Genomic DNA, 21304 nt, shown 5'->3' on the forward strand with positions numbered 1-21304 from the left:
AAAAGCCGGGGCTAATACTTCAATTATTTTAGGACATTTTCAAAAACGCTTGACAAAAGTTCTTTTTCTATTAGAAATAACCACCAACGCGAACTGGAATTTCTGGATGAGTATAATATGCGGAAAATAAACTTAATTCCATTTTAAATATAGTGCTGAGTTTCACTGCCATTCTTTAACACCATTTTCACCACACCAAGCAATGCTGCAAATAAAACACCTGCAACCGGCCATACAATCCATGTAATATCCCAGCTCATCGTCCAGAAGCTCCATGCAAGGTAAATCGCTGTAGTCAAGCACCAATATACACCAGAAAACGTGTCAGTCTTTTTCTTAAACAGTTTTTCTTCTTTTGTATATTCGCCTTCCTGAAGAAGGGTATCGTAACTGCTTTTTACCATCCCAACACGAACCAACAGATTCACTCCTATTGCAAGTATGAATAGCAGTAATCCAACGGAAAGACCACAGTAATAGTCGGACGCTTCCATAGATTCGGCAATAATTGTCGGAATCACTGCCAGTATACAAAGCACTACCCCAACAGCTGTTCCTCTGATAAAAATTGGTTCATAGGAATCTTTTTTTTCTCGTACCATTCCAGATACACCATACTCTGTTTCAAAGCATTCTTTTTCAAAATGTTCCATATGTGATTCACTCATTCCATATGTAATAAACAAAAAGACGGCTGCCGCAACCATTCCAAGCAAAAAAACACATCCAAATACTGTTGCCAGAGATTCCGAAACATGAAATACGCTATCTTCTGCCATTGTCACAAGAACAATCAATAATATTGGACTTAAGATACACATACTTGTTGCATTTGCCACTACTTTGGATCCATTTCTTTTCATGTCAAGAAATTCATTTGCATTCTCCATAGTTACTTTTTTCAACGGTTCTGCATAGCTTTCAGTACTTTCGTGATAGGTGATATTTTCTGCTTTCATTTCATCTTTTAATAGGTAATCTGTACTGACACCAAAAAGCTCCGACATCTGTAAAATTCTTTGCAAATCTGGAACAGCTCCTGCACTTTCCCACTTAGATACTGCCTGTCTGGATACGCCCAACTGATTGGCTAGTTCTTCCTGTGACCATCCATTCTTTTTTCTTTCCTCTGTAATCTTATCAGCTAAAATCATTTTTTTCTCCTTTTGCAGATTTTATGAGCTAAATATAACAGTTTTGCTGTTTGCATTCTACCATTTCAGGCTGTAAATCTGTCAACCAGCAGTTGCAAATCACAAAAGGACTCGATGAATCCCGATTTTCCAGCAATACAAGCATGAAATTATTTATCATCTGTATTGTTTTCCTTTTTCTTATGCGTCGAACCTAGACAAAGAAATGAGGAACCAAGACATAACCATACTATAGCCATAGAATTTTCATTTCCACTCGTAAAGCCAATAGCTGACGCTATGAAAAACAGAACTGATGCAATATAAAATAAGATTGGTTTGTTTATTCCTTTTTTCATAAATAAGAAACTCCTCCAAATACCGATTGTTTTCTTGGCACCGTTTTGGCATCGGAAGCCTTAGTCGAAAAGATTTTTTTCCACGGCTAACAAATGCTGCTCTACCAACTTTATATTGCACCGGTAGTTTTTAATTGTTATAATCGAAACATGGGTGCTACCATAACGGTAGGCGGTTAGTCCTTCAACAGAGGGACTGTGACCCTCTGATTACATAGAAACCTGAAAGGGAATCCACTGGAAAGGAGGGCTAAGCCAATGAGTATTGTGGACTTCATAGCAGTAGTGAGCTTCGGCTTAACCTGCTTTAGTATCGGATATACATTAGGCAAAGATAATCATAAACCACAAAAATAACCGCCCTGTCTGCAAACTAAGCGGTTATCTTTGATAGATATTCTAAATAGTAAAACGGACTAACCGTCTATCGGTAGCACTCTTTTTCTATAATCATATTAGCACGCATGTGCAGAAATGTCAAAAAATTTTTATTCTACTTTTTGAAGTTTTGACATATCCAATCCATGCCGGATCATCATCAGAATATCCCATTTTTAATTCTATGTACATTAAATTGTTAATCATTCTTATTCTCTCTTGATTCCAAATTTTGCAACATCTCAACAAACTGGAAGCTGTAAACCTGATTGTTCCTAAATTAACTGTGGCATACCATTGATAAACATATGCCATGCCTGTCATTTTTCGCACTAAGTTTCCATCCGTGCATTTCAACGATTTCTTTTGAGAGGGCAAGCCCTATTCCGCTGTTTCCGTTTTGTCCCGTATGAAAACGTTCAAACATATGGGAAAAATCCTCTGTGCTAAGTTCTCCTCCATCGTTCCAGATGGAAAGGACTTGATTTTTCCACGATATTTCGATTTGACTACATGCATATTTTACGGAATTAGTTATCAGGTTAGCAACAGCGTGTTCCAGCTTCTCCGGGTCTCCGTTGACATATCCTTCGTCCAGTTCTAACGATACTGAAAGGTTTCGCCTGTTCACAATTCCTTCAAGCGGCATCAAAATATCTTGAACCAGTGATGCCATTTCTATTGGTTCACACTTTAATGGTTCCGTACCGCTTTCCATTTTTGATAAATACAGGATATCCTCAATAAGTTTACTCATACGCTCCGTCTGAGACACTATCATTCTGCCCGCTTGAGAATAATCGGTAATGACTCCCATTTCAATCTCCTCCGCATATCCGCAAATTGCCATAAGCGGGGTTTTTAATTCATGAGATGTATTTTCAAAAAAGGTCTTCTGAGCTTTGTCATTTTGTTCAAGTTTTTTCCCGAGAAAATATCCAATGGCAGCACCGAGAGCGGCAATGACAAAAGCATCCAGCAAAATACCAAAACTGATTTCTTTTACGAGTTCTGGTTCGCCGGTAACATCCACATAAGCAAGTAATCTCTCATTGCCGTCTTCGTAATACTCTGTTCTGGCTTTCATATAATAAGTTGCTTCGTTAATTTTTGCCCTTTGTATTTTATCAGACGGGTGTGTTTCATACCAGTCAATAAGTTTCTTCTCTTTGGGTGTCAGAATCTGATATATGTCATCCCTGTTTTCTGAATCTGCCCCCATATATACAAGTGAGGCATAATATAAAGAGCCCGTATCATTTTCAGATTCGTAATTCAAATATTCGTCTGAATCCAAAGTAAAAGCGTATTTAATTGCCTTCTCAGCTCTCAGCTCTATTTTTTTATTAAAAACTATGTTCAGAATCAGCAGGCTCAAAAGCATGGCTGCCATAACGGCGGAACCTGTAAGTGCGGCAATTTTATAACGTGTCTTATTCATTACAATCCTCCAGTTTATAGCCATAGCCCCAGACAGCACTAATGCGAACTTTGCTGCCTGCTGTCTTCATTTTCTGCCTGACTCTTCTTACTGTCTCATCGACAACTCTGGTTTCTATCTCCGTAGAATCTATTCCCCATACTTTGTCGAGAATTTCATTCCGGGGAACTGCCGTTCCACCATGTTCCATAAGACATCCCAGAAGCGAAAATTCTGTCATAGTCAGACCAATATCATGTTCTTTCACAATGGCATTATGGTTCTCCCATGAAAAACACACATCACCAAAGGAAACATCTGCCTTTACCGGTATATTCATTTCAACTCTTCGGAACAACGCATTTACCCGGACAACAAGAAGTGACGGCGAAAATGGCTTAATCAGATAGTCATCCCCTCCATACATAAATCCCTTCATATGGTCAGACTCTGAATCCTTTGCCGTCAAAATAATAATAGGAACTGATGATATTGTCCTTAGCTTTTTACATATGGAAAGACCGTCTGAACCCGGCATCATAATATCAAGAATAACAAGATCACAGGGCTTCTCCTGAAAAGCAGAAAAGAGTGTATCACCATTCTTGTATGCTGTTACCTCATATCCGGCATTGGATAAAAATTCTGTGAGTATTTCTCGTATATCCTGTTCATCATCTGCCAAATAGATTTTTTTTGCCATATCTTTAACCCCATATGAGGGGAGTCCCTCAGAAATTCTGTGAGACTCCCCATATTATATCTTTCAAAATCAGTATATCTGTATTTTAGTTGCACCCTGCTTTCTCTTCAAGAGCGATTGCCTGTGCCTCCAAAGCATCAATCTCATCTAAATACTTCGCATAGCGAGAAGCAAATTCCTCTTCAGAGAGGTTATCAGAGCCGTTATAAATATTGTCATAGATTGCATCAATTTTATTGTAAATACCGTTAAGCTGATTGACTTCATCTTCGCTCAGATTTCCATAGTATCCCTCATACCACCCCGCTTTCTTTTCAAGCGTTTCAATCTGTGCGTTCAGTGATGTAATCTCGTCATCATACTTTGCATAGCGGGCTTCGATCTCATCGTCTGAAAGATCATCGTCCGTCCACACTTCCGCATCAATTTCTTCGATTCTTTCATATGCTTTCTGAAGCTGTTCTGCTTCCTCTGCGGTGAGCTTGCCTGTATCATACAGAGCACTATACTCATCCTCGGAATATTCATATTCCTCGTTGTCGATCCACCCAGCTTTTTTATCAAGCTCCTCAAGGCGATCCATGAGGGTATCGGTTTCATCCTGATACTGATCGTATCTGGCATAGATATCCTCATCAGAAAGACCATCTGCATCTTTCATTACCTCTTTGTCGATAGCGTCAAGTCGGTCATAAATGGAGTTAAACTCTTCAATCTCCTTCTGAGTGAGAGAACCATAATCTACATTTGTTTGTGTTACCTCTGATGTAGTCACTGTCTCATCCAGTGTCTCCTTCTGGGCAGCCATGGCAGGGATACCTGCGGATGTAGTCATTGCTGCTGCAAGTGCTATTACCATTCCTCTTTTGAATAATCTGTTCATCATTTTAGTTCCTCCTGATTTTTTATTTACCAGTTGTTCGGTATGGCTAAAGTATAGCTCAGGCAAATGTAAAAATATCCTTAGAACAGTCATGAAAATGTCAAGAAAGTGTAACAGCACAAGATTTCCTATAAAACCATATTTACTCTCGCCTCTTAAGGGTTACAATCTTTTTTCAAATACCCACAATTTTTCTAAATCTGCAATTCCGATTTACCTTCACTTTATTTTACCATAGTGCTTTCTAAAGTGCTATTCTAATATATACAAAAGTGTAAAAGAGCGATCTTTTCTCTCACCCTCACACATATACCATGTTTTTCAATATAATCTCTTCTGCACTAACTTTTATATTATTCATTAACCCAACCCACTTCATCTGATCCTGTACCTTTAATTCTTCAGTTACACCCTTTTTTCTTCCATCTGTTTCATAAGCATTTCCACCTGTTCTCTGGCTTCCTGATCTGTCTGATTCAGATGTTCATTCAGTTTCCCAGTCAATAACAGATACTGATACCTTGCTGATCTGTGTTCTTTTAAGAACTGCTTTCGTAACATTCCATATTTTCCATATGTCGGTTCTTCTTCGTTCAAAACCAGATCCGGCAAATAGTAATCTCCATGCAATGTATAACTCATTCCTTTTTTCTCATCATAAATCTGTTTTCTCATAGCTTTAAATCTCCAATCCTTTGTATTTTGTTTTATTCTTTTTACGTTGTTGGTTTTCCATCTGGCTCTTTTGAGTAGCCCATACCAACTGTCTCAGAACACTTCCCTTTGGCATTTGCTCCATTCGACGTTTTTCTTCCAATGCATTTTGTTCTTTAATGTCCTGCTGTACCACAGGCAGATATGCGAAGGTTTTCATTTTCTTCCCATACCTGCCTGTTTTTAATTTATTTGCTATTCTTTACAGCCTTATTTTAAACTTTTTACTCAACAGAAAAACCCCGGAAACCTTACGGTTCCGGGGTATCTTACGTTTGGACACATGTACCTTACGGTACTCAATATATATAATTTAAGATGTTATGCTAAATTATTCGATAACTGTAGCAACACGTCCTGATCCTACAGTACGTCCACCTTCACGGATAGCGAAAGTAAGACCCTGGCTCATAGCGATTGGGTGGATCAGTTCGATTGTCATCTCGATGTTATCTCCAGGCATGCACATCTCTGTTCCTTCTGGAAGGTTGATAACACCTGTAACGTCTGTTGTTCTGAAGTAGAACTGTGGACGATAGTTGTTGAAGAATGGTGTATGACGGCCACCCTCGTCTTTAGTCAGAACGTAAACCTGAGCTGTGAATTTTGTATGGCATGTGATTGTTCCTGGTTTAGCAAGAACCTGTCCACGCTCGATCTCGTTTCTCTGAACACCACGAAGAAGTGCACCGATGTTATCACCAGCCTGAGCCTCATCAAGAAGTTTACGGAACATCTCGATACCGGTTACAACAACTTTACGAGTCTCTTCTTTGATACCAACGATCTCAACCTCATCAGATACGTGAAGAACACCAGCCTCTACTCTACCAGTAGCAACTGTTCCACGTCCTGTGATGGAGAATACGTCCTCTACAGGCATAACGAATGGTTTATCTGTGTCACGCTGTGGGTCTGGAATGTAGCTATCTACTGCATCCATAAGCTCCATGATCTTATCGCCCCACTCGCTGCTCGGATCCTCAAGAGCTTTAAGAGCAGATCCTCTGATTACCGGGATATCATCTCCTGGGAAGTCATACTCGGAAAGAAGCTCACGGATCTCCATCTCAACCAGCTCAAGAAGCTCGTCATCGTCAACCATATCACATTTGTTCATGAATACAACGATGTAAGGAACACCTACCTGACGGGAAAGAAGGATGTGCTCTTTTGTCTGAGCCATAACACCATCTGTAGCAGCAACAACAAGGATAGCACCATCCATCTGAGCTGCACCAGTGATCATGTTCTTAACGTAGTCAGCATGGCCTGGGCAGTCAACGTGTGCATAGTGTCTATGCTCTGTCTCATACTCAACGTGTGCTGTAGAGATTGTGATACCACGCTCTCTTTCCTCTGGAGCTTTATCAATGTTAGCGAAATCTGTAGCTACGTTACCAGCAACTCTCTCAGAAAGTACTTTTGTGATAGCTGCAGTTAAAGTTGTTTTACCATGGTCAACGTGTCCGATGGTACCAATGTTACAATGCGGTTTTGTTCTCTCAAACTTAGCCTTTGCCATTTTAAAATGTCCTCCTTGAATAGTTGGCTCATTCTCTATTAAAATAGAGCGCCATATCGATTTTAAACTTGCTATCCTTGATTATATTGCAAACCAAGGATATTTGCAAGCTTTTTATTGTTTTATATGAAATCCTGATTCAGCCTGTAGTTAAATCAGTCTTTCTTTGCCAGAACTTTCTCCTGAACACTCTTTGGAACTGGCTCATATTTCTCAAAGAACATGGAGTAGTTACCACGTCCCTGAGTTCTGGAACGAAGATCTGTTGCATATCCGAACATTTCGGAAAGCGGAACATATCCACGGATCATCTTACCTCCGCCGATATCATCCATACCTTCGATACGACCACGACGGGAGTTGATATCACCGATAACATCACCCATGTAATCCTCTGGTGTGGTTACTTCAACCTTCATGATAGGCTCAAGAAGGATTGGAGCTGCCTTCTGCATAGCATCCTTGAATGCAAGAGAACCTGCAATGTGGAATGCCATCTCAGAAGAATCGACTTCATGATAAGATCCATCGTATACATTTGCATGTACACCAACAACCGGATATCCACCAAGGATACCAGCCTTCATAGCCTCTTCGATACCTTCTCCTACAGCCGGGATATATTCCTTCGGAATAGCACCGCCGACAACAGTAGACTCGAACTTGTACAGTTCTTCGCCGTTGGCATCCATAGGCTCGAATTTAACTTTACAGTGACCATACTGTCCACGACCACCGGACTGTTTAGCATATTTACTGTCTACGTCAACAGCCTTGGTGATTGTCTCTTTGTAAGCAACCTGAGGAGCACCTACGTTAGCCTCTACGTGGAACTCACGAAGAAGACGGTCAACGATGATCTCAAGGTGAAGCTCACCCATACCAGCGATAATGGTCTGTCCTGTTTCCTGATCTGTATGTGCACGGAAGGTCGGATCCTCTTCTGCAAGTTTTGCAAGAGCCTCACCAAGTTTGCCCTGTCCTGCTTTTGTCTTAGGCTCGATAGCCAGCTCGATAACTGGTTCCGGGAACTCCATGGACTCAAGGATTACTGGATGCTGCTCGTCACAGATTGTATCACCAGTTGTGGTAAATTTGAATCCGATAGCAGCAGCAATATCACCGGAGTAAACCTTATCCAGTTCCATACGCTTGTTAGCATGCATCTGAAGGATACGACCAACACGCTCTTTTTTGCCCTTTGTAGAGTTATATACATAGGATCCGGAATTCATTGTTCCTGAATATACACGGAAATATGCAAGTTTTCCAACGAATGGGTCTGTCATGATTTTGAATGCCAGAGCAGAGAATGGCTCTTCATCAGAAGAATGTCTCACGGTCGGGTTTCCATCCATGTCAACACCATCGATTGGTGGGATATCTGTTGGAGCAGGCATATACTCCAGAATAGCATCCAGAAGTTTCTGAACACCTTTGTTTCTATATGCAGAACCGCAGCATACCGGAACAGCTGTACACTCGCATGTACCTTTTCTCAGGGCTGCTTTCAGTCTGTCTGTGCTTGGCTCTTCTCCCTCAAGATATTCCATCATGAGATCATCGTCCAGCTCACAAATTTTCTCGATCAGTTCTGTATGATAAAGCTCAGCATCTTCTTTCATGTCTTCCGGGATATCGGTGATAGTGATATCATCGCCCTTCTCATCATTGTAGATGTAAGCTTTCATTTCGAATAAGTCGATGATTCCCTTGAAGTCATCTTCTTTTCCGATTGGCAGCTGCAGGCAGATTGCATTTTTACCAAGACGAGTCTTGATCTGCTCTACTGCGCCGTAGAAGTTTGCACCAAGGATGTCCATCTTATTGATGAATGCCATACGTGGTACATTGTAGGTATCAGCCTGACGCCAAACGTTCTCAGACTGTGGCTCAACACCACCCTTTGCACAGAATACGCCGACAGCGCCATCCAGTACACGAAGGGAACGCTCAACCTCAACAGTAAAGTCTACATGGCCTGGGGTATCAATGATGTTGATACGATGCTCCAAAGCGCCTGGCTTCGGTTTGCAGTTCTCTTCCAGTGTCCAGTGACATGTTGTTGCAGCGGATGTGATTGTGATACCACGCTCCTGCTCCTGCTCCATCCAGTCCATGGTAGCAGTACCTTCATGAGTATCACCAATCTTGTAGTTGACACCTGTATAGTACAGAATTCGTTCTGTAAGAGTTGTCTTACCTGCATCGATATGAGCCATAATACCAATGTTTCTGGTTCTCTCGAGCGGGTATTCTCTACCTTCTTTTCCAGCCAATGGATTTTCCTCCTTGATTAGAAGCGATAGTGAGCAAATGCTTTATTTGCTTCAGCCATCTTATGCATGTCTTCTTTCCTCTTTACAGATGCTCCGGTGTTATTGGCTGCATCCATAAGCTCGTTAGCCAGTTTCTCTTCCATGGTCTTCTCGCCTCTCTTGCGGGAGAACATGGTGATCCAGCGAAGAGCCAGAGCCTGACGTCTGTCAGCTCTTACCTCGATTGGAACCTGATAAGTAGCTCCACCGATACGTCTTGCTTTAACTTCAAGCTGAGGCATTACGTTGTTCATTGCCTCTTCAAATACTTCAATTGCTGGCTTGCCAGATTTTTCTTCCATTCTGGCGAATGCTCCGTAAACAATTTTCTGTGCAACACCTTTCTTACCATCTAACATGATGTTATTGATAAGCTTTGTAACAACTTTATTGTTGTACATCGGGTCTGCCAGAACGTCTCTTTTCTGAGTATGTCCTTTACGTGGCACGTTACTTCCCTCCTTAATCATCCTGATTATCTCATCGGTACTCACGCAGTAAACTATTGCATGTTCGCACTGGTAATGGTCCTATATTTAACCCGCAACCGACAGGGTATATGGAATACCGTACAAATCTCTATAGTCTCCGCAGCAATACGGATGGATTATTTTTTAACTTTCGGTCTCTTAGCGCCGTATTTGGAACGGGCCTGTTTTCTGTTAGCAACACCTGCGGTATCAAGAGTACCTCTGATGATGTGGTATCTTGTACCAGGTAAGTCCTTAACCCTTCCTCCACGGATCAGAACAACGCTATGCTCCTGAAGGTTGTGACCTTCTCCTGGGATGTAGCTTGTTACTTCGATTCCGTTGGAAAGACGAACTCTGGCGATTTTTCTAAGAGCTGAGTTAGGCTTCTTAGGAGTAGCTGTTTTAACAGCTGTGCAAACGCCACGTTTCTGTGGTGCAGACTGCTCAACTGCTTTCTTTCTTAAAGAGTTATAAGTTCTCTGCAGAGCCGGAGCTGTAGATTTCTTAACAGCTGTCTGGCGTCCTTTTCTTACTAACTGGTTGAATGTTGGCATTCCATTTCACCTCCCGATTTATTTCTCCATAGATTGTTCTATGGGGTTTCCTTGCGGTTGCTATTATCTTAGTAAGCGCGGAAAAAAATGCCTTATTTCGCACGCTTTTTGATTATATCCTGTCTGCATATCTCTGTCAAGGTGTTTTTCATCAATTTTTCCTTATTTTTTCAAGGTTTTTACAATTTATCACGGTGAATTATAAATAGGTTTCTTCTTATTATAATGTATTTTTTACTGCTGTTCTGGAGCGTTAAAAAAAATCATTCCCGTGATCTGCATCACAATTTGTGGGAGATTTCGCTCGGATGAGGGCGCCTTAGCGGGCTACGGTAACCGAATTCGGGTGAAATATACCGCAAATTGTGACGCACATCTTGCAGAAAGCCTTTTTCAAACACGCTCTAGGAAAACTTAACTTTACATTGCATTCACAGCTTCACATTATTATAATAAGAAACAAGAACTTTTCAGCACCTCTACAGTACCTGCTTTTCGAAATACAATCTGCTGAATAGTCGAAAAAAGAATTAACATGAACAGGAGTATACATATGTGTTTCAAAAAAGCAGTGGCTAAACCCAGTGGATTCTCTCGGATTTTTGCATTTGGCCTCATGATTTTTTCCGGAGCAGGACTTATAAATCTGTGCACTGTCTGTGCTGAGACCACTGACGAGCTTCAGGGACCGCCTGTAGCCCAGTCACATATAATCGGTATTGATCCCGGTCATCAGGGTCCAAATGTGGATATGAGTGACCTTGAACCTCTTGGTCCAGGTTCCACAGAAATGAAAGCCAAAGCCTCAACAGGAACCCAGGGAACTTTTTCAGGTCTGCCTGAATATCAGCTGAATCTGGATGTTTCTTTGAAGCTGCAGCAGATTCTGGAAGACCGTGGCTATCAGACTGTTCTTACCAGAACGGATAATGATACTGCCATCAGTAATAAAGAGCGAGCTGAATATGTTGTCGGACAGGGGGCCGAGGTTTACGTGCGTATCCATGCCAATGGTGCTGAATCGTCCTCTGCTGCCGGTGCACTTACCATTTCCCCCTCCTCTTCCAATCCTTATGTATCCCAGCTCTATGATGATTCCAACAGCCTTTCCCAGTGCATTCTGGATGCCTATTGTGACGCAACCGGATTTGAAAACCGCGGCGTAACACATGCCGACAATATGACTGGAATCAACTGGAGCACCATTCCGGTAACTATTGTGGAAATGGGATTTATGACCAATGAATCTGATGATCTGAAAATGAGCAATCCGGATTTTCAGAACACAATGGCATCTGGAATCGCTGATGGGATTGATGCATATTTTGCGGAAAAATAAATCTGGATTTATTGCCATAAAATAATGTCTCTTCCAGATATTTCATTGATTCGAAAGGAGAACTTATGAAAAATAATAGAAAGAAACAAACCTCTTCTTATCTGCTGATTTTTCTAGGCATTGTCGCTGCTTTACTAATTCTTATCATTCTTTACCTTACTTTCTTCAGAAGGGACAGCCAGAGAAGTATTAATCTGGCAAAAAACGATTCAGCAACAGCCCAGACTGAAGATTTCACTGACGGTGAAGCTTCCGGATTTACCTCTGGTGATGAAACTTCTGAAGACGCCGACCAAAGCGGCTTTGTTTCTGATGATGGAAATTCCGACAGCGAATCTTCTACTGATGATTCTTCTGTCCAGGGACCGTCCCAGAGAGAAAATGCAGGTTCTGTACAGTCTTCTCCAACTCCGGAGGAAGTAACTGTTCCTTATCAGACTCCTGCTGCCAATACAGAACCAGTAGGTCCTTCCCAGTCATCCGGTTCCAACTCCGCTCAGACAACAAATGGCACTTCCCAGAGAAAAAAAGATTCTACCATGGCTGCTATTACCCCCGAACTTTCTGACGATGATGGCACCATCTCTCCCTCCCACGGAAGTTCTGCTTTTGACAACAAATCCGATGAAAAGATGGATACTCTGGTCACTCAGGTTCAATCCCAGCTTCCTGGTTCAAACGGTTCCTGGAGCGTTTATATCTGTGACCTTTCAGGCGGCTCAGAGGCTACGATCAATGATTCCCCCATGCAGGCAGCCAGCCTGATCAAGCTTTTCATTATGGGTGCAGTATATGAGAATTATGATTCTTTGTCCCAGCAGTATGGTTCTGCCACTCTGGATTCCTATCTGACACCAATGATCACCGTCAGTGATAATGACGCGGCAAACAGTCTGGTTTCCTGCCTGGGAAGTGGCGACAGCACTGCAGGTATGCAGAAAGTAAACAGTTTCTGTCAGTCTCACGGCTACACAAATACTTCCATGGAACGACTGCTTCTTGCCAGCAACGAATTCGGAGATAATTACACTTCTGCCTATGACTGTGGAAAATTCCTGAAAGAAATTTACCAGATCTGCTCTGGTACTACTCAGACGCCAAGCCTTTTACATGCAGAAGAAATGTATTCCCTTCTGAAGCAACAGCAACGTACCAACAAGATTCCGGCTGCCCTGCCAGAGGGCGTCAGCGTTGCCAACAAAACCGGTGAGCTTTCCGATGTAGAAAATGATGCCGGAATCCTGTACAACGCACAGGGTGGAAACGATCTGGTCATCGTCTTCCTTTCCCAGAACCTCTCCAGCCCGGGAGAAGCCCAGAATACAATTGCACAGCTTAGCCGCAGTATTTATCTCTACTATAATGATTAACCTTAATTGCTATTAAAAATGCGCAGTGCCTCCAAACAACACTGCGCATTTCTATATTAAGAAATTACCTACTCCTCGTCCCCATTCTCTTCATATGACATTTCCCATATCTCTGAAAAAACAGCCAGCGGACAATCCGTCAAAAGACACATCAGCAGGAAACATTCGTATGGGTTCACAATATAAATCTCGCTCATTCCACACTTTTTCAAGATTCTCTGCGCTTCCTCTATGAAATGATGGTATCTGTCATAGGGATCATCATCATCCATCTCCTGAGACACGATAAAGAACTCCAGCGTAAGAAGATCAAACCGCTCTACCGGGAACTTGTGATTCAGAATATTGGTAATTCTCTGTCTGCTGAATCTCTTCTGGCTGAAATGTTTCGCCAGGATAGAGGCTGACATTTTTTTCAGATTTCCCATCTTATTAATAGGAATACCATTGCAGATTACCTTCTCCAGATCAGAAGGAGTAATATTCTCCGGTTTCCAGACCTTATCCCGGCCTTTCTCCTCCTCATCCTTCTGATACATGGCCGCAATGATCTGCTTCGCATGTTCCAGAAGACGCAGGAACTCCTGAAATGCCTGACTCTTCTCATTCATTGGATCATCCCAGCCAGCTTTCAGGCATGCCAGATATTTCAGCAATTTTTCCTCTGTATCTATGGTAAAATCGCCGCTGATTACTTCCGCCACTTTGCCTTTATCTGCTGCAGGTTCCATGGATTTGTAATTCTCTTTATAGTCCTCTGCCTTGCTGTAAGGAAGCTGCTTACTATAACAATACCAGTAGATCACTTCCTCTGGATTATGGAAATCAAAATCCTGTTCCTTCAGCACCCTTGTCAGAAAGTCTGAAACATCCTCCGCGCTCATGCGAAGCCCGAAGCCCAGCAGAAATACAGTCTCGCGCTTTACTGAGGCCTGTGTAAGCCAGTTGTTCACCAACGCAGGAAGCTTAGTTGAAGTAGGATTCATAGACTTGGGTGTATAGGTTTCCCGAAAAGAATCAACTGCAATATCTCTGTATACCTCCTGGGGCACTTCCCCAAACGGTTCCTCAATCCCGGCTCTTTCATAGATATATCTCTTCAAATGATCTCCGAACGAAACCAGCTCCATCTCTTTATATAAATAATGAAAAATAACGTCCGCATCTTCATCCTCAAATCCGTCCAGACTGACTACCTGACGAAATCTCTGGGCGGCCCTTCTGGTAAATTCAAAATCCTTTACGGAATCAAATGCCACTGTCTGTTCAAAATCAAGATCCTGCATACGATTTTTCATCATAAATCACCTTCATTTTCCTATAATCAACTACTTAAATTGTGAAAAATTTTGCCCTCTGATTTATCCCTTCTTCTGCAAAAGCCAGGTTTTGAACGGCCGATTCTCTGTTCTTACCTCGCAGAGAATGATCGTAGTATTATCTCTGGCCCCTTTATCCAGTACCCTTGTTAAAAGAGCATGGGCAATATCACGAATTGAGTCCTCCAGCTTCATAATTTCTTCAATCTCGCGGTCAGATAACATATCTGTTACCCCGTCTGAGCAAAGCAGATAACGGTCCCTATCCTGATAAGGAATTGCCGCAATGGCAGGTTCCAGCTTCATCTCGGTCTCCTCCACTCCCAGAAACTGAGTCAGTGGTGCTTTCCCAAATCTGCAGCTTTTCAACACATGATCGCTGGAAATCTGTGAAAAATCCCCCTTGGAAAACCGATAAATCCTGCTGTCTCCCAGATTACAGATATACGCTTCTTTTTTTCCAAAAGCAATCATCGCCATAGTAGTTCCCATGGCACTGATCCGTTGTTCCCGACCATAATCACATACAGCCTGATTCATATTCTTACAGGCTTCCGTAAGAAAAAGTTCTGGTGCTTTACGAAGCATCCCCTTATTTTCCCTATAAAAATGCTCCAGGCTGTCAGAAGCAAGCCAGGCAGCCATTTCTCCCTGGCTCTCCCCTCCCATGCCGTCAAAAACAGCCATTACCGGAAGGCTCTCCCGAAGCCTGATACCTGTACGGATTTCTTCTGTTCCATGATTACTCACTGGAAGGTGCTCTCCGCAGCACCAGAAATTGTCCTCGTTATTTGGTCGCACTTTCCCTGCATGGCAGGTATATGCATAATCAATATGATATGTCATTCTATTCCTCTTCGTCTGTCTGTCGATATTCCAAAGAATCACAGCCACTTCTTATATGACCGGTATCATCATTCATCTAACTGCTCCAGCGCATTTTTCCAGTATTTCTCGCCACGCTTGGTGTACTCAGTACTGTCATTCTCCTTATCGTGGACAGTTCCGTCTGTATCGATCCAGCGGATCAGTTTGCCACGCTTGTCATAATAATATAATTCCTTCTTATTACCAGTCCATACATATGCAAAAAACAGACGTTCATCCCAGTAATAATACTCCTCATAAACTCCATCTTCGGATGTCTCCGGATAAATCAGCGCTTTTACCAGTTTCCCATTGCTGTCATAGTAGCGAAGCCGATCGCCTTCCTTGCCAACTTCCTTGCAGTCCGGAAGTTCGCTTACAATTGTATTCGCCTGCTCCTTAATTGTCTGAATTGAAGTAGAAAATTCATCAATTTGAGCAGTACTGTTATCATTAGCTTCCAGGACTTCCATAACGTTCTCCGTATTTTGAGCCTTGCGATTCTCATCATGGATTAATTTCATATAAACACCAATAATAATGCATGCCGCAAGCGCCACTACAATAAGGGAAACTGTCCATGGTGAAATCTGTCTTTCCTGGTCCCACCCGCTTCTCTGCTGCTTCTTTTGCTTAGTGGAAGAGGCATTTACTGACTGTTTCTCATAATTTTTCACTGCATTTTTCGCAGGCTTTCTGAGCTGTGCCTCTTCTTCCCGGACAGCTTTCTCAATCTGAGGGTCTTCTGCCACATGGGTGCGCTCCATACAGTCTTCCGGCTTCTGAGGGGCATATCTTCTCTGATCCCGCTCAAGTTCTGCCGAATTTGTCAGCTCCCACTGGGACTTCTCCCACTCTTTCTCTGCATTCACCGGTGCCAGACGAAGCTTCTCCAAATCCCGCAGCATATCTTCTGGTTTCCTGTAACGTTTCCCTGGCTCATATGCACACGCTTTTAATATAATGTGGGAAAAAGAGGCACTGGCATTAACTGGTGCCGGCATTTTCTCCCCTGCCATTCTCCGTGCAAGGGCAGTCTCTTTATCTCTGTATGTAATCAGCTGCTTATCCAGCGAAAGAAAAGGCAGCCTGTTCTGATTCATCAGTTTATATAATACAATTCCAAGGGAATAGATATCAATACTGCTGTCGTACTTCTCTCCCTTGTAAATCTCCGGTGCCATGTAGGAATAGGTACCTTTCTTGGACATATTGCTCATGGTATGTGCCTGTTCCCTAGCAATTCCAAAATCGCCCAGCTTAAAGTCACCGAATCTGGACACAAAAATATTCTCCGGTTTCACATCACGGTGAATAATATTCAATTTCCTGCAATAAATCAATGCCATAGCCAGGTCACAGCCAAGTTTGATCACTTCCTTCTCAGTAAGCTCCTTGCCTGTGCAGTAATCCATAAAGCTGGTAAGATATTCCATTCTTATGGAAATGTCCCAGCCGATCTCATCCAAATATTCCACCACTTTGAAATCTTCAAATGAAACCACATGGGAATTTCCGCAAAAATGCTCCATAGTATATATTTCCTGAATGCAGTCTTCTACCAGATTTCGAAAATATCCCCTGGTAGACTGCTCATTATTCATTTCTGAGCGTACGCTGTCAAGTTCTCCCTTACTTGCCGGTATGGATATGATCTTGATTGCGGAGTAAAAAGAACGGCCTCGTTCTGTCCGCTTTGCTTTATACACTTTCCCAAAGGATCCTTCGCCTATTTTCTCTATAAGTTCCCATTCTGGCCAGACGGAAACCGGAACATCTTTATCCATGTATGTTCGCCCTCCTCGAACGGGTAATGACTTTTTAAATGGACTGGCAAGTCTTCCCCGTCACGATGCACAGAAATCATGGTTTGCATAATTTGGCACCGCTATTCTCGGGTTTTCTGTGAACTACGTTCCACCAAAACACCTCGCGGAATACTGCCTTCTGAATAGTTACAAAAACATTATACAGGAATCTTACCACAAATGATAGACCAGGTTGTATTTTCCTCTATCCATATTTTTCCTTACCCTCGCCTACGGCAGATTGTCTCGAGCAGCATTTCCCTTGCTGCTGCAGTGTGTTCCTGCCGGGCTGCACTTTTTTGTGTAACAGTAAGTTCCATAGAATTCTCTGTTACACAAAAATCCCCCAAAGCAACATTTCTGTCACCCTGGGGGATTTCATATTTTATCGTTTATTCTTCACTGTCTTCAGAAGAATCCTCATCCTCAAATGTATCCTCATCCTCATCCACTGCAAGATCTGCCTCATCAGCAGTCTCCAGCTCTTCTGAGTCTTCCGCTACATCCAGCACATCCTGATCCTCGTCGTCCATTTCAGCGAATTCGATTTCTTCTGGCTCTTCCGGCATTCCTGTATCAAGCTCTACATCGCTGTAGCACTTCATACCTGTACCAGCTGGAATCAGTTTACCGATGATTACATTCTCTTTCAGACCGATCAGATGGTCAACCTTACCCTTGATAGCAGCTTCGGTCAGAACCTTGGTAGTCTCCTGGAAGGAAGCAGCTGACAAGAAGGAATCAGTTGCCAGTGATGCCTTGGTAATACCAAGCATTCCCTGTTTTCCAATTGCAGGACGTAATCCCTCAGCTTCCAGTTTCTCATTTACTTCCTCATACTCAAGGAAGTCAACAAGTGTACCTGGCAGGAACTCAGAATCTCCGTTATCCTCGATACGGATTTTCTTCAGCATCTGATGAACGATAACCTCGATATGTTTATCGTTGATCTCAACACCCTGAAGACGGTATACACGCTGAACCTCACGGATCATGTAATCCTGAACTGCACGAACACCCTTGATTCGAAGAATATCATGCGGGTTTACACTACCTTCTGTAAGCTCATCACCAGCCTCCATAACCTGTCCGTCCATGATCTTGATACGGGAACCGTATGGGATCAGGTAAGTCTTGGAATCACCAGTCTCCGGATCTGTTACGATGATCTCTCTCTTCTTCTTGGTGTCATTGATTGTAGCAACACCCTTGATTTCAGTGATAACAGCAAGTCCTTTCGGCTTTCTTGCCTCAAAAAGCTCCTCGACACGAGGAAGACCCTGTGTGATATCTCCACCGGCAACACCACCTGTATGGAAAGTACGCATAGTCAGCTGTGTACCTGGCTCACCGATAGACTGTGCAGCGATGATACCGATGGACTCACCAACCTGTACCGGCTCACCGGTAGCCATGTTTGCGCCATAGCACTTCGCACACACACCAACCTTACACTTACAGCTCAGGATGGTACGGATCTTAACCTGCTCAACAGCACCTCCGGTAATGTTGTCTACACCCTCTTTCATGATACGTGCAGCACGCTTCGGAGTAATCATGTGGTTTGCTTTTACAAGGACTTCGCCCTCTTTATTCTTAATGGTCTCGCAGGAGAAACGACCTGTAATACGATCCTGAAGGCTCTCGATCTCCTCCTTGCCATCCATGAAACCTTTTACATACATACCGGAAATCTCTGCTCTGTTCTCACAGCAGTCCATCTCACGTACGATCAGATCCTGAGATACGTCAACAAGACGTCTTGTCAGGTAACCGGAATCGGCTGTACGAAGAGCGGTATCAGAAAGTCCTTTACGCGCTCCATGAGCGGACATGAAGTATTCCAGTACGTCCAGACCTTCACGGAAGTTTGACTTGATAGGAAGCTCGATTGTATGTCCGGTTGTATCGGCCATCAATCCACGCATACCTGCAAGCTGTTTGATCTGTTTATCAGATCCACGGGCACCAGAGTCAGCCATCATGAAGATGTTGTTGTACTTATCAAGTCCGGAAAGAAGCGCATGAGTAAGCTCATCGTCAGTCTTCTTCCAGGTATCCACAACCTCTTTATAACGCTCTTCCTCAGTAATAAGACCACGTTTATAGTTCTTTGTGATCTTATCTACAGTATCCTGTGCAGCCTTGATCATCTCAGGCTTCTGCGGCGGCACGGTCATATCAGAAATAGATACAGTCATGGCAGCTCTTGTAGAATACTTGTAACCCATAGCTTTGATAGAGTCCAGAACCTCAGCAGTCTTGGTTGCTCCGTGAGTATTAATAACTTTTTCAAGGATCTGTTTCAGCTGTTTCTTACCAACCAGGAAGTCAACCTCAAGAAGAAGCTCATTTCCCGGAATGCTTCTGTCAACAAATCCAAGATCCTGTGGCAGGATCTCATTGAACAGGAAACGTCCCAGTGTAGACTGCACGTTGCCTGTGAAAGTGCTTCCATCCGGCATTACTTTGCTACAGCGGACAAGAATCTTGGACTGCAGAGTAATTACCTGGTTCTCATATGCCAGAATTGCCTCATTTACGCTCTTAAAGAACTTTCCTTCTCCCTTGTTTCCAGGTCTTTCCTGTGTCAGATAGTAAATACCAAGGACCATATCCTGTGAAGGAACGGCTACCGGTCCACCATCAGAAGGTTTCAGAAGGTTGTTCGGAGACAGAAGCAGGAAACGGCACTCTGCCTGTGCTTCCTGGGACAGTGGAAGATGGACAGCCATCTGGTCACCATCGAAGTCAGCGTTGAAAGCGGTACAAACAAGCGGATGAAGCTTAATAGCCTTACCTTCTACAAGGATCGGCTCAAACGCCTGGATACCCAGACGATGCAGTGTAGGTGCACGGTTCAGCATAACCGGATGTTCTTTGATAACATCTTCCAGAACATCCCATACAGCTGGCTCAAGCTTCTCTACCATCTTCTTGGCATTCTTAATATTGTGAGAGGTACCGTTTGCTACCAGTTCTTTCATAACGAAAGGCTTAAACAGCTCGATTGCCATCTCTTTTGGCAGACCGCACTGATAAATCTTCAGCTCTGGTCCAACAACGATAACGGAACGTCCGGAGTAGTCAACACGCTTACCAAGAAGGTTCTGACGGAAACGTCCGGATTTACCTTTCAGCATATCAGAAAGGGATTTCAGGGCTCTGTTTCCAGGACCTGTAACCGGACGGCCACGACGACCATTGTCGATCAAAGCATCAACAGCTTCCTGAAGCATACGCTTCTCATTGCGGACAATGATATCTGGAGCACCAAGCTCCAGCAGTCTTTTCAGACGATTATTACGATTAATGATTCTTCTGTACAGATCATTCAGGTCAGATGTTGCAAAACGTCCACCATCCAGCTGTACCATAGGACGAAGATCCGGCGGAATTACAGGAACAACATCAAGAATCATCCACTCAGGACGGTTTCCTGACTCACGGAAGGATTCAACAACCTCAAGACGTTTGATGATCCTTGCACGCTTCTGGCCTGTTGCCTTAACCAGCTCTGCCTTTAATTCAGCGGAATCCTTCTCAAGATCGATAGCCATAAGGAGCTCTTTAATTGCCTCAGCACCCATGCCTACGCGGAAGTTGTTTCCGTAAGACTCACGGGCATCCTGATATTCTCTCTCTGTAAGGATCTGCTTGTACTGAAGTCCGGAATCTGCCGGATCCAGTACAATATAATTTGCAAAGTAAAGAACTTTCTCCAGTGTTCTTGGAGTCAGATCCAGGATAAGTCCCATGCGGGACGGAATACCCTTGAAATACCAGATATGGGAAACAGGAGCAGCAAGCTCAATGTGACCCATACGCTCTCTACGAACGGAAGCCTTGGTAACCTCAACACCGCATCGGTCGCAGACAACACCTTTATAACGGATTTTCTTATATTTACCGCAGTGGCACTCCCAGTCCTTGCTTGGTCCGAAAATTCTTTCACAGAAAAGTCCGTCTTTCTCCGGTTTCAAGGTACGGTAGTTGATGGTTTCCGGTTTTGTAACCTCACCTCTTGACCACTCTCTGATCTTTTCCGGGGACGCCAGTCCGATTTTAATGGCATCAAAAGTCATTGGCTGATATGTTTCATTGGTATTGGTTGATTCTGCCATGTATTCTTTTCCCCTTT

At 43.1% G+C, this 21304-nt stretch carries 16 protein-coding genes and 2 pseudogenes; 3 read left to right on the forward strand and 15 right to left on the reverse strand.

Features of this window, described 5'->3' with window-relative positions:
• Positions 1-143: 143 nt before the first annotated feature.
• The 11 genes and pseudogenes from LIZ66_RS16060 to rpsL form a co-directional block, all read right to left on the reverse strand.
• Positions 144-1154, reverse strand: coding sequence for a helix-turn-helix domain-containing protein (locus LIZ66_RS16060; protein ID WP_015541488.1), 1011 nt, complete (start codon positions 1152-1154; stop codon positions 144-146).
• A 149-nt stretch (positions 1155-1303) separates the two neighbouring features.
• Complete coding sequence (locus tag LIZ66_RS16065) at positions 1304-1492, reverse strand: hypothetical protein (protein ID WP_118583292.1); 189 nt, start codon at positions 1490-1492, stop codon at positions 1304-1306.
• 658 nt (positions 1493-2150) lie between these two features.
• Entirely contained in the window at positions 2151-3263 is a 1113-nt protein-coding gene (locus LIZ66_RS16070; RefSeq protein ID WP_195380203.1) for a sensor histidine kinase, read from the reverse strand.
• 40 nt (positions 3264-3303) lie between these two features.
• A complete protein-coding gene (locus LIZ66_RS16075; RefSeq protein WP_195380202.1) occupies positions 3304-3993 on the reverse strand; it encodes a response regulator transcription factor in 690 nt (229 codons plus the stop codon).
• 85 nt (positions 3994-4078) lie between these two features.
• On the reverse strand, positions 4079-4879 hold the full coding sequence (locus tag LIZ66_RS16080) for a hypothetical protein (RefSeq protein ID WP_195380201.1): 801 nt from the start codon (positions 4877-4879) through the stop codon (positions 4079-4081).
• Between the two features lie 298 nt (positions 4880-5177).
• Positions 5178-5551 (reverse strand): annotated as a pseudogene (locus tag LIZ66_RS16085) (TnpV protein).
• A 4-nt stretch (positions 5552-5555) separates the two neighbouring features.
• Entirely contained in the window at positions 5556-5750 is a 195-nt protein-coding gene (locus LIZ66_RS16090) for a hypothetical protein (RefSeq protein ID WP_195380200.1), read from the reverse strand.
• Positions 5751-5921: 171 nt separating this feature from the next.
• A complete protein-coding gene (gene tuf / locus LIZ66_RS16095) occupies positions 5922-7115 on the reverse strand; it encodes an elongation factor Tu (protein WP_118583298.1) in 1194 nt (397 codons plus the stop codon).
• Positions 7116-7270: 155 nt separating this feature from the next.
• Positions 7271-9394, reverse strand: coding sequence for an elongation factor G (gene fusA / locus LIZ66_RS16100; protein WP_226815287.1), 2124 nt, complete (start codon positions 9392-9394; stop codon positions 7271-7273).
• Between the two features lie 17 nt (positions 9395-9411).
• The gene (gene rpsG, locus LIZ66_RS16105) at positions 9412-9882 is read right to left on the reverse strand and encodes a 30S ribosomal protein S7 (RefSeq protein WP_207664929.1); all 471 of its coding nucleotides are present in this window, start codon (positions 9880-9882) and stop codon (positions 9412-9414) included.
• Positions 9883-10040: 158 nt separating this feature from the next.
• A complete protein-coding gene (gene rpsL, locus LIZ66_RS16110) occupies positions 10041-10460 on the reverse strand; it encodes a 30S ribosomal protein S12 (protein ID WP_117854826.1) in 420 nt (139 codons plus the stop codon).
• 271 nt (positions 10461-10731) lie between these two features.
• Between rpsL and LIZ66_RS20210 the strand changes: the two are divergent.
• The 3 genes and pseudogenes from LIZ66_RS20210 to LIZ66_RS18815 all read left to right on the forward strand — a co-directional run.
• Positions 10732-10812, forward strand: a pseudogene (locus LIZ66_RS20210) (DUF6783 domain-containing protein); the annotation flags it as partial.
• A 201-nt stretch (positions 10813-11013) separates the two neighbouring features.
• A complete protein-coding gene (locus tag LIZ66_RS16115; RefSeq protein ID WP_227201049.1) occupies positions 11014-11799 on the forward strand; it encodes an N-acetylmuramoyl-L-alanine amidase in 786 nt (261 codons plus the stop codon).
• A gap of 65 nt (positions 11800-11864) precedes the next feature.
• Positions 11865-13169 carry a serine hydrolase gene (locus LIZ66_RS18815; protein WP_306467782.1) on the forward strand — a complete coding sequence of 435 codons (1305 nt, stop codon included), beginning with the start codon at positions 11865-11867 and terminating at the stop codon, positions 13167-13169.
• 68 nt (positions 13170-13237) lie between these two features.
• On the opposite strand, the gene LIZ66_RS16125 is transcribed toward LIZ66_RS18815, so the two are convergent.
• The 4 genes from LIZ66_RS16125 to rpoC form a co-directional block, all read right to left on the reverse strand.
• Positions 13238-14467, reverse strand: coding sequence for a hypothetical protein (locus LIZ66_RS16125; protein WP_195392182.1), 1230 nt, complete (start codon positions 14465-14467; stop codon positions 13238-13240).
• A 63-nt stretch (positions 14468-14530) separates the two neighbouring features.
• The gene (locus tag LIZ66_RS16130; RefSeq protein WP_195392177.1) at positions 14531-15334 is read right to left on the reverse strand and encodes a PP2C family protein-serine/threonine phosphatase; all 804 of its coding nucleotides are present in this window, start codon (positions 15332-15334) and stop codon (positions 14531-14533) included.
• Between the two features lie 68 nt (positions 15335-15402).
• A complete protein-coding gene (locus tag LIZ66_RS16135) occupies positions 15403-17142 on the reverse strand; it encodes a serine/threonine-protein kinase (protein ID WP_227201048.1) in 1740 nt (579 codons plus the stop codon).
• Positions 17143-17555: 413 nt separating this feature from the next.
• Positions 17556-21287, reverse strand: coding sequence for a DNA-directed RNA polymerase subunit beta' (rpoC, locus tag LIZ66_RS16140; protein WP_226837866.1), 3732 nt, complete (start codon positions 21285-21287; stop codon positions 17556-17558).
• Between the last annotated feature and the right edge of the window lie 17 nt (positions 21288-21304).

This window comes from Blautia faecis (assembly GCF_020554845.1).
GTDB classification, from domain to species: Bacteria; Bacillota; Clostridia; order Lachnospirales; family Lachnospiraceae; genus Blautia_A; species Blautia_A faecis.

Coding starts and splice junctions, on each gene's coding strand:
- rpsL (WP_117854826.1), bottom strand. CDS start 10,460: ATGCCAACATTCAACCAGTTAGTAAGAAAAGGACGCCAGACAGCTGTT.
- LIZ66_RS16070 (WP_195380203.1), bottom strand. CDS start 3,263: ATGGCAGCCATGCTTTTGAGCCTGCTGATTCTGAACATAGTTTTTAAT.
- LIZ66_RS16115 (WP_227201049.1), top strand. CDS start 11,014: ATGTGTTTCAAAAAAGCAGTGGCTAAACCCAGTGGATTCTCTCGGATT.
- LIZ66_RS16090 (WP_195380200.1), bottom strand. CDS start 5,750: ATGAAAACCTTCGCATATCTGCCTGTGGTACAGCAGGACATTAAAGAA.
- LIZ66_RS16060 (WP_015541488.1), bottom strand. CDS start 1,154: ATGATTTTAGCTGATAAGATTACAGAGGAAAGAAAAAAGAATGGATGG.
- LIZ66_RS16125 (WP_195392182.1), bottom strand. CDS start 14,467: ATGAAAAATCGTATGCAGGATCTTGATTTTGAACAGACAGTGGCATTT.
- LIZ66_RS16075 (WP_195380202.1), bottom strand. CDS start 3,993: ATGGCAAAAAAAATCTATTTGGCAGATGATGAACAGGATATACGAGAA.
- LIZ66_RS16080 (WP_195380201.1), bottom strand. CDS start 4,879: ATGATGAACAGATTATTCAAAAGAGGAATGGTAATAGCACTTGCAGCA.
- tuf (WP_118583298.1), bottom strand. CDS start 7,115: ATGGCAAAGGCTAAGTTTGAGAGAACAAAACCGCATTGTAACATTGGT.
- rpoC (WP_226837866.1), bottom strand. CDS start 21,287: ATGGCAGAATCAACCAATACCAATGAAACATATCAGCCAATGACTTTT.
- LIZ66_RS16065 (WP_118583292.1), bottom strand. CDS start 1,492: ATGAAAAAAGGAATAAACAAACCAATCTTATTTTATATTGCATCAGTT.
- LIZ66_RS18815 (WP_306467782.1), top strand. CDS start 11,865: ATGAAAAATAATAGAAAGAAACAAACCTCTTCTTATCTGCTGATTTTT.
- LIZ66_RS16135 (WP_227201048.1), bottom strand. CDS start 17,142: ATGGATAAAGATGTTCCGGTTTCCGTCTGGCCAGAATGGGAACTTATA.
- LIZ66_RS16130 (WP_195392177.1), bottom strand. CDS start 15,334: ATGACATATCATATTGATTATGCATATACCTGCCATGCAGGGAAAGTG.